Here is an 8,340-nt window from a genome sequence, read left to right as displayed (position 1 = left end):
GTGGGGGGGGGCCCCGCCCGGGGGGGGGGGGGGCGCGGGCCCCCCCCCCCCCGGGGGGGGGGGGGGGGGGGGGGGGGCCCGTGCAGGATGTGGCGTATCGGTGCCCCCTCGACGACCCCCATCCGACCCGTCGGCTACGCCGCCGGGCCACCTTCCCCCAAGGGGGAAGGACAAGGTCGCGCTCGTCGCGACGCTCGAGCGAGTTGTCCGAACGATAGCGCGGACGGGAGAGGGGCAGGGGTGAGGGGGCGACATAGGCCGTTCTTGCCGCCGGTATGCAAGGCGTCGTCGTCAGAATGGCGACCCGCACACCCTCACCCCCGGCCCCTGTCCCATTCGGGAGAGGGGAGGGAACGGCCTTTCCCTCTGGCCTTCCCCAGCCGCGGATGCGATGTCTGAGCGCGATCCCACTCACGGAGGCCCCCCGTTGACCTCGTCGCACACGCCCCCGCTCCCCCGCCTCACCCTCGTCCTCGGCGGTGCGCGCTCGGGCAAGAGCCGGCATGCGGAGGGGCTCGTGGCGCAGGCGCCGCCGCCTTGGCTCTATATCGCGACCGCGCAGGCCTTCGATGCCGAGATGGAGGCGCGGATCGCCGAGCATCGGGGACGGCGCGATGCGCGCTGGGTCACCCGCGACGCGCCGCTCGCGCTCGCCGATGCGATCCGCGAGAGCCCTCCCGGGCAGCCCGTCCTCGTCGATTGCCTGACGCTTTGGCTCACGAACGTCATGCTCGCCGAGCGCGACGTCGCGGCCGAATGCGCCGCGCTCGTCGCCACCGCGCGGGAGGCGAGCGGCCCGCTCGTCCTCGTCTCGAACGAGGTCGGGCTCGGGATCGTGCCCGAAAACGCGCTCGCCCGGCGTTTTCGCGACGCGGCTGGGCGGCTCCATCAGGATCTTGCCAGCGCGGCCGAGCGCGTGCTCTTCGTGGTCGCGGGCCTGCCGATGACGGTGAAATGAGATGAGCATCGATGACGAGGAGGCGCGCCGCCATCGCGCCAAGATGGAGAAGCGCAAGGCCGTCCAGGACGCGGAAGTGGCGGGAAAGACGATCGAGAAGGGGCTCCTCATCGTCAACACGGGCCCCGGCAAGGGCAAGTCGACGGCGGCCTTCGGGCTGATGCTGCGCGCGCTCGGGCGGGGGATGAAGGTCGGCGTCGTGCAATTCGTCAAGGGCGCCTGGGAGACCGGCGAGAAGCGCGCGCTCGCCCGCTTCGACGATCTGATCGAGTGGCACACGATGGGCGAGGGCTTCACCTGGGAGACGCAGGACAAGGCCCGCGACATCGCCGCAGCCGAGCGCGCCTGGGGGAAGGCCCGCGAATTGATGGCGCGCGAGGACATCCGCATGGTGATCCTCGACGAGCTCAACATCGCGCTTCGCTACGATTATCTGCCGCTCGCGGACGTGGTCGCGACGCTCGCGGCCCGCCGCCCCGATCTCCACGTCGTCGTGACCGGCCGCAACGCCAAGCCCGAGCTGATCGCAGCCGCCGATCTCGTCACCGAGATGAGCCTCGTCAAGCACCATTTCTCGGCCGGCGTGAAGGCGCAGGAGGGGATCGAGTTTTGAGGACGCCCGCCCTCATGATCCAGGGGACCGGCTCGAATGTCGGCAAGTCCCTCCTGGTGGCGGGCCTGTGCCGGCATTTCGCCCGCGCGGGACTGAAGGTGCGGCCGTTCAAGCCGCAGAACATGTCGAACAACGCGGCCGTCACGGCCGACGGCGGCGAGATCGGGCGGGCGCAGGCGCTCCAGGCGCGCGCGGCCGGCGTCGCGCCTTCCGTCCATATGAACCCGGTCCTGCTCAAGCCGCAGAGCGAGATCGGCTCGCAGATCGTCGTGCAGGGGCGGATGGTCGGCACCGCCAAGGCGCGCGAGTACCAGGCCTGGAAGCCGCGTCTGATGGAGGCCGTGCTCCAATCCTTCGCGCGCCTCTCGGGAGAGGCCGATCTCGTCCTCGTCGAGGGCGCGGGCTCGGCCTCGGAGGTCAATCTGCGCGCGGGCGACATCGCCAATATGGGTTTTTCGCGCGCGACGGGGACGCCCGTGGTGCTGGTGGGGGACATCGACCGCGGCGGCGTCATCGCCTCGCTCGTCGGCACGAAGGCGGTGCTCGATCCCGCCGACGCCGCGATGATCAAGGGTTTCATCGTCAACCGCTTCCGCGGCGATCCGAGCCTGTTCGACGACGGCATGCGGCTCGTCGCGCAGCGCACCGGCTGGGCCGCGCTCGGCCTCGTGCCGCATTTCAACGATGCCGCGCGGCTCCCGGCCGAAGACCGGCTGGGGTTGGAGCGCGCGGAACGGCGCCCGCGCGGGGAGGGGGGGCGGATCGCGATCGCGGTTCCGGTGATGCCGCGCATCTCGAATTTCGACGATCTCGACCCCCTGCGCGAGGAGCCCGGAGTCGATCTCGTCCTCGTCGATCCGGGCACCCCGATCCCCGCCGATGCCGCGCTCGTGCTCCTGCCGGGCTCGAAGACGACGATCGACGACCTCCTCTTCCTGCGCGCGCAGGGCTGGGACGTCGACATCGCCGCCCATGTGCGCCGCGGCGGGCGGGTGCTGGGCCTCTGCGGCGGCTATCAGATGCTCGGCCGGACGATCGCCGATCCCGACGGCGTCGAAGGGGAGGCGGGCCGCGTCGTGCCGGGGCTCGGGCTCCTCGCGGTCGACACGGTGCTGACGGGCGTGAAGCGGCTCGAGGCGGTGACGGGGACCGCGCTCGCCGACGAAAGCGCGCTTGCCGGCTACGAGATGCATGTCGGGGAGACGCGAGGCGCGGACGCGAGCGAGCGCCCCTTCGCCCGCCTCGCCGACGGCCGCCTCGACGGCGCCGCCTCTCCGGACGGGCGCGTCTGCGGGACCTATGTCCACGGCCTCTTCGCCGACGACGCCCAGCGCGCCGCCTGGCTCGCGCGGCTCGGCGCCGGCAGCGGCGGGCTCGCCTACGAGGCGCTCGTCGAGGACATCCTCGACCGCTTCGCCGATCACCTCGCCGCCCATGTCGATTGCGACGCGCTCCTCGCGATCGCGCGGGAGGCGGGGAGGGGGTGAGTTCTCCGCCCGCCCGGTTGGAATTCCCGCGCACGGCGCTTAAGTCTCCCCTCGACAGTCACGAGCCGAGGTATCCCCGTGTCCGCAGACGAGACGCCCCCGCGCATGCACGCGACCACCATCCTCATGGTCCGGAAAGGAGGGCGCCTCGTCGTCGGCGGGGACGGGCAGGTCTCTCTCGGCCAGACCATCGTGAAGGGCAACGCCAAGAAGGTGCGCCGCCTCGCCAAGGGCTCCGTCATCGGCGGCTTCGCCGGCGCCACCGCCGACGCCTTCACGCTCTTCGAGCGCCTCGAGGCCAAGCTCGAGCAATACCCGTCCCAGCTCGTGCGCGCCTGCGTGGAGCTGACGAAGGACTGGCGCACCGACCGTTATCTGCGCCGCCTGGAGGCCATGATGCTCGTCGCCGACAAGGATGTCGGCCTCCTGCTCTCGGGCGCGGGCGACGTGCTCGAGCCCGACGGCGGGGTGATGGCGATCGGCTCGGGCGGCAATTATGCGCTCGCCGCCGCCCGCGCGCTGATGGAAACCGATCTCGACGCCGAGACGATCGTGCGCCGCTCGCTCCAGATCGCGGCGGACATCTGCGTCTACACGAACGGCAATCTCGTGGTGGAGACGATGGAGAGCGCCACGTGAGGAGCGCTCAGGCGCCCTTGGCGCGCGCCGATCATCCCCCACGCTGTCATCCCGGACGCCGAAGGCGATCCGGGACCCATATCCACGACGTCTCAGTCGCAGCCTGTAGGCTGCGTTTCACCGACGGTCGATGCTGCACAGTCGAGGAGCGAGCGCGGCATGCGCGCTCGGACGATCGTCGAGGTTATGGGTCCCGGGTCCGCTTCGCGGCCCGGGATGACAGCTTCGGTTCTTCTTGGCGATCGTCACTCCGCGCAAGGCGGCAGAGCGGCGAGATGCGCCGAGAGCGGCTGGGGCAGGCTGGAGAGGTCGTCGGCGGTGGCGATGCAGCCGCGCCGCCCCTCGGCCACGATGCGCGGGCGGGCATTCGCGTCGAAGACGCGCCAGAGATCGGCCCTCTCGGCATAGAGCGGGAAATTCGCGAGCGAGCGCCCGAAGCGTCGGCGCGCTTCCGGCTCGGGCACGTCGTGACCGCCCTCCGCCACCCGCCGCGCGATGCGCCCGAGGCAGGTCTCGACGTCGCGCACCGCGAAATAGAGGATCACGACCTCCATGCCGGCGTCTCGCGCGGCCTCGATCGTGCGCAGATGCGTGCGGCCGGCGAGCGTCGTCTCGAGGCTGAAGGAGCGGGGCTCGGCGATCAGGTCCTCGATCAGCCGCACCGCGATCCGAGAGGCGCGGATGCGCCCCATCTCGACGTCGAGGGGCGAGATGCCGCGGGCGATCTCGTCCAGATTGACGAATTCCGCGCTTCCAGACACCGCCCGGATGTGCCGGAAGGCGTAGGTCGTCTTGCCGACTCCGTTGGCGCCGGCGATCAGCCACAATCGTGCAGCCATTCTCGTCTCCCTCTCGCCCCGTCCGTATCACGACAGGATCAGGCATGACCACCTTCTCCCCCCGCGAGATCGTCTCCGAGCTCGATCGCTTCATCGTCGGCCAGACGGACGCCAAGCGCGCGGTCGCGATCGCTCTGCGCAATCGCTGGCGGCGCCAGCAGCTCACCGGGCCGATGAAGGACGAGGTCCTGCCGAAGAACATCCTGATGATCGGCCCCACCGGCTGCGGCAAGACCGAGATCGCCCGCCGCCTCGCCAAGCTCGCCAACGCCCCCTTCCTGAAGGTCGAGGCGACGAAGTTCACGGAAGTCGGCTATGTCGGGCGCGACGTCGAGCAGATCGTGCGCGATCTCGTCGAGATCGGCATCGGCCTCGTCAAGGAGGACCGCCGCCGCTCGGTGAAGGCCAAGGCCGAGCTCGCCGCGGAGAACCGGGTGCTCGACGCGCTCGTCGGCGCGGGCTCGAGCCAGGCGACCCGCGACGCCTTCCGCCGGAAGCTGCGCGCGGGCGAGCTCGACGACAAGGAGATCGAGATCGAGATGCAGGCCGGCGCCTCCGGCATGCCGATGATCGACATTCCCGGCATGCCCGGCGCCCAGATGGGCGCGATCTCGCTCGGCGACATGTTCGGCAAGGCCTTCGGCGGGCGCACGAAGACGCGTCGCATCAACGTCGCGGACGCCTACGAGCCGCTGATCGCAGAGGAGAGCGACAAGCTCCTCGACCAGGAGGCTCTGACCGGCGACGCCATCCGCGAGGTGGAGAACAACGGCATCGTCTTCCTCGACGAGATCGACAAGATCTGCGCCCGCGAGGGCCGCTCGGGCGCCGACGTCTCCCGCGAGGGCGTGCAGCGCGATCTCCTGCCCTTGATCGAGGGCACGACGGTCGCCACCAAGCACGGGCCGGTGAAGACGGACCACATCCTCTTCATCGCGTCGGGCGCCTTCCACGTCTCCAAACCCTCCGACCTCCTGCCCGAATTGCAGGGCCGGCTTCCGATCCGCGTCGAGCTCAACCCGCTCGACGTCGACGATTTCCGCCGCATCCTCACCGAGACCGAGGCGAGCCTCATCAAGCAATCGGTCGCCCTCCTGCAGACCGAGGGCGTGACGCTCTCCTTCACCGAGGACGGCATCGACGCGCTCGCGCGCATCGCGGTCGAGGTGAATTCCAACGTCGAGAACATCGGCGCGCGGCGCCTGCAGACCGTGATCGAGCGCGTGCTCGACGAGATCTCCTTCGTCGCCCCCGAAAAGAGCGGCGAGACGCTCACCATCGACGGCGATTACGTGCGCACGAAGGTGGCCGACCTCGCGAAGAACGCGGATCTGAGCCGGTTCATCCTGTGAGGGGAGGGGGGCGCTTCTCGCGAGGGACCATGGCGCTGGCCGAGCGACGCCCGCTCTCTCCTTCCCCTCAGGGGAAGGTGGCTCCGACCCCGAACAGGGGTCGGAGACGGATGGGGTTTTTTCGACCCGAAGGGTCGAAAGGGGCGTGGGGCGCCTCCTTACGTTCGGCGTTCTACGACGACGCCCCTTCGCAGCTTCGCTGCGAATGACCCCATCCGACCCGTCGCCTTCGGCGCCGGGCCACCTTCCCCTGAGGGGAAGGAGAAGCGGCGGCTCCTCGAAAACACCCCCTACCGCACCCCGCCACCGAACCGATCCCGCCATGCCGGCAGCGCGTTCTCAAAGGGCAGCGCGGTCGCTTCGTAGATTCCGCGGGCGATCGCGCGGGCGAGCGTGTCGGCGGCGACGGAGCCGATCTCGGTGAGGGCCGCGACGGGCTCCTCGCCCAGCGGGAGGCGGCCCGTCGCGGCGCAATAGATCGTGTCTCCGTCCATCGGCGCGTGCGTGATCCTGAGCGCGCGGGCGAGGCCGTCGTTCGCCTGGACGGCGACGCGCCGCGCCTGCGCCCGCGTGAGCACCGCGTCGGTCGCGACGAGGGCGATCGTCGTCGCCGGCTGCGCGCCCCCCTTCCAGGCGAGCTTCCTTGCCCGCTCGGCGATGTCGGACGGCAGGCCGAGGCCGCCGAACTCGTCGCCGACCTCGTAGGGCGCCGCCCAGAAATGCGGGCCCTCGCCGACGATCGCGGAGCCGATCGCGTTGACGACGACGAGCGCGCCGACGGTGTGGCCGCGCGAGGTCACCGCGCTCGCCGAGCCGAGCCCGCCCTTGAGATCGACGGTCGTCGCGCCGTAGCCGGCGCCGGCCGTGCCGAGCGAGAAGCGCGTCGAGACCTGCGCCGCCGCCTCGTAGCCGAGCGCGAGATAAGGCGGGAAGCGCCCCCAATCCTTGTCGCCGCCGTTGAGGAGATCGAACACGATCGCTTGCGGCGCGATCGGCACCCGTGCCGGCCCGATGGCGAAGCCGCGGCCGAGTTCGCGCAGGCGCGCGAGCACGCCGCCGGCCGCGTCGAGCCCGAATCCGGAGCCGCCCGAGAGCACGACCGCGTCGATCCCCTCGACGGTGCCGTCGATCTGCGGGTTGGTGTCGCGATTGGCCGGCGCGCCCCCGAGGATCGACACCGCGGCGACCGCCGGCTCCTCGAAGAGCGCGACGCTCACCCCCGTCGCGATGCGCGCGTCCTGCGCATTGCCGACGAGCACGCCTGCGACATCGGTGATGAGATTGGCCCGCGACATCTGTTCCCCGCCCTTGATCTCGCGCATCGCCGCGCGCGCGCCTATCCTCTATCACGAGCCATCACGAGGCTGCGAGGCGCGTTCTCGAGGCTATCGTGCGGGCGGAAGTTCGGATTACAAGCGGTTCCATGTCTGACGTGACGCTCCTCGCCGCCGTCTTCGGCGGTCTCATCAGCTTCCTGTCGCCCTGCGTGCTGCCGCTGGTGCCGCCCTACCTGTCCTACCTGGCGGGCGCGTCGGTCGAGCGGATGCAGGCGCCGGACGATTGGGCCGTGCGTCGCCGCGCGCTCCTGACCGCCTTCGTCTTCGTGCTCGGCTTCACCACCGTCTTCACCGCGCTCGGCGCGACGGCCTCCGTGATCGGCCACATGGTGCGCCAATACATGGACGTGCTCGCCTGGATCGCCGGCGTCGCGATCATCGCCATGGGTCTGCATTTCCTCGGGGTTTTCCGGATCGCGCTCCTCTATCGCGAGGCGCGCTTCCAGGGCGGGTCCTCGGCCGGCCTCGGCGGCGCCTACGTGATGGGCCTCGCCTTCGCCTTCGGCTGGACGCCCTGCATCGGCCCGATTCTCGCGGCGATCCTCGCGGTCGCCGGCGCGGAGGCGAGCGTCGGGCGCGGGGCGCTTCTGCTCGCCGTCTATTCCATGGGTCTCGGCATCCCCTTCATCCTCGCCGCCTTCGCGATGCGCCCCTTCGTCTCCTTCCTCAAGCGGATGAAGGGGCGGCTCGCTTACGTCGAGAAGACGATGGGCGCGCTGCTCGTCCTCACCGGCATCGCCTTCCTGACGGGCGGCATCCAAGCCGCCTCGTTCTGGCTGCTCGAGACGTTCCCGGCGCTCGCGACCTTGGGGTGAGGCGATTTTCCCTCCCCGTCGGGGAGGGTGGACGCTGGAGCGCAGCGACAGCGGCCGGGTGGGGCCCCGGGTGGACGGAAATCCTCCGAGCCTCGGGCCCCACCCGACCTCGTTCGCTTCGCTCCGAGGCCACCCTCCCCTACGGGGAGGGATTCTCGCGCCGATCCCTTCCCGTAGGGGAGGGTGGACGCTGGAGCGCAGCGACAGCGGCCGGGTGGGGCCCGGGTGGGCGGGAATCCTCCGAGCCTCGGGCCCCACCCGACCGCGTTCGCTTACGCTCCGCGGCCGCCCTCCCCTACG

Annotated in this window: 8 protein-coding genes; 6 read left to right on the top strand and 2 right to left on the bottom strand. The window is 70.8% G+C overall.

Annotation, left to right across the window (positions count from 1 at the left end; translation table 11 throughout):
- Positions 1 to 427: 427 nt before the first annotated feature.
- From cobU to hslV, 4 genes are all read left to right on the top strand, one after another.
- Entirely contained in the window at positions 428 to 958 is a 531-nt protein-coding gene (gene cobU, locus ACK4UM_RS20575; protein WP_409802814.1) for a bifunctional adenosylcobinamide kinase/adenosylcobinamide-phosphate guanylyltransferase, read from the top strand.
- A 1-nt stretch (position 959) separates the two neighbouring features.
- Positions 960 to 1,571 (top strand): cob(I)yrinic acid a,c-diamide adenosyltransferase, encoded by a 612-nt coding sequence (gene cobO / locus ACK4UM_RS20570; RefSeq protein WP_409802811.1) that lies wholly within the window; start codon positions 960 to 962, stop codon positions 1,569 to 1,571.
- A gap of 14 nt (positions 1,572 to 1,585) precedes the next feature.
- Complete coding sequence (locus ACK4UM_RS20565) at positions 1,586 to 3,058, top strand: cobyric acid synthase (RefSeq protein ID WP_409802807.1); 1,473 nt, start codon at positions 1,586 to 1,588, stop codon at positions 3,056 to 3,058.
- Between the two features lie 105 nt (positions 3,059 to 3,163).
- On the top strand, positions 3,164 to 3,697 hold the full coding sequence (gene hslV, locus ACK4UM_RS20560) for an ATP-dependent protease subunit HslV (protein WP_409802804.1): 534 nt from the start codon (positions 3,164 to 3,166) through the stop codon (positions 3,695 to 3,697).
- A gap of 245 nt (positions 3,698 to 3,942) precedes the next feature.
- On the opposite strand, the gene ACK4UM_RS20555 is transcribed toward hslV, so the two are convergent.
- A complete protein-coding gene (locus tag ACK4UM_RS20555; RefSeq protein WP_409802802.1) occupies positions 3,943 to 4,536 on the bottom strand; it encodes an AAA family ATPase in 594 nt (197 codons plus the stop codon).
- Positions 4,537 to 4,580: 44 nt separating this feature from the next.
- Between ACK4UM_RS20555 and hslU the strand changes: the two genes are divergently transcribed.
- Entirely contained in the window at positions 4,581 to 5,888 is a 1,308-nt protein-coding gene (gene hslU / locus ACK4UM_RS20550) for an ATP-dependent protease ATPase subunit HslU (RefSeq protein ID WP_409802800.1), read from the top strand.
- 290 nt (positions 5,889 to 6,178) lie between these two features.
- Here the strand turns inward: hslU and ACK4UM_RS20545 are convergent, their stop codons facing one another.
- On the bottom strand, positions 6,179 to 7,210 hold the full coding sequence (locus tag ACK4UM_RS20545) for a P1 family peptidase (RefSeq protein ID WP_409802798.1): 1,032 nt from the start codon (positions 7,208 to 7,210) through the stop codon (positions 6,179 to 6,181).
- Between the two features lie 101 nt (positions 7,211 to 7,311).
- On the opposite strand from ACK4UM_RS20545, the gene ACK4UM_RS20540 reads away from it, so the two are divergent.
- Positions 7,312 to 8,040 carry a cytochrome c biogenesis CcdA family protein gene (locus tag ACK4UM_RS20540; RefSeq protein WP_409802793.1) on the top strand — a complete coding sequence of 243 codons (729 nt, stop codon included), beginning with the start codon at positions 7,312 to 7,314 and terminating at the stop codon, positions 8,038 to 8,040.
- Positions 8,041 to 8,340: the final 300 nt, after the last annotated feature.

Origin of the sequence: Salinarimonas sp. (assembly GCF_046292825.1) — a bacterium.
In the GTDB taxonomy this organism is placed as follows: Bacteria; Pseudomonadota; Alphaproteobacteria; order Rhizobiales; family Beijerinckiaceae; genus Salinarimonas.
The sequence above is the reverse complement of the archived record's forward strand: the minus strand, read 5'-3'. Positions and strand labels throughout refer to the sequence as shown.

Excerpts from the sequence above, each read along its gene's own strand:
- cobO (WP_409802811.1), top strand. The coding sequence starts at position 960 with ATGAGCATCGATGACGAGGAGGCGCGCCGCCATCGCGCCAAGATGGAG.
- ACK4UM_RS20565 (WP_409802807.1), top strand. The coding sequence starts at position 1,586 with ATGATCCAGGGGACCGGCTCGAATGTCGGCAAGTCCCTCCTGGTGGCG.
- hslV (WP_409802804.1), top strand. The coding sequence starts at position 3,164 with ATGCACGCGACCACCATCCTCATGGTCCGGAAAGGAGGGCGCCTCGTC.
- ACK4UM_RS20555 (WP_409802802.1), bottom strand. The coding sequence starts at position 4,536 with ATGGCTGCACGATTGTGGCTGATCGCCGGCGCCAACGGAGTCGGCAAG.
- hslU (WP_409802800.1), top strand. The coding sequence starts at position 4,581 with ATGACCACCTTCTCCCCCCGCGAGATCGTCTCCGAGCTCGATCGCTTC.
- ACK4UM_RS20545 (WP_409802798.1), bottom strand. The coding sequence starts at position 7,210 with ATGCGCGAGATCAAGGGCGGGGAACAGATGTCGCGGGCCAATCTCATC.
- ACK4UM_RS20540 (WP_409802793.1), top strand. The coding sequence starts at position 7,312 with ATGTCTGACGTGACGCTCCTCGCCGCCGTCTTCGGCGGTCTCATCAGC.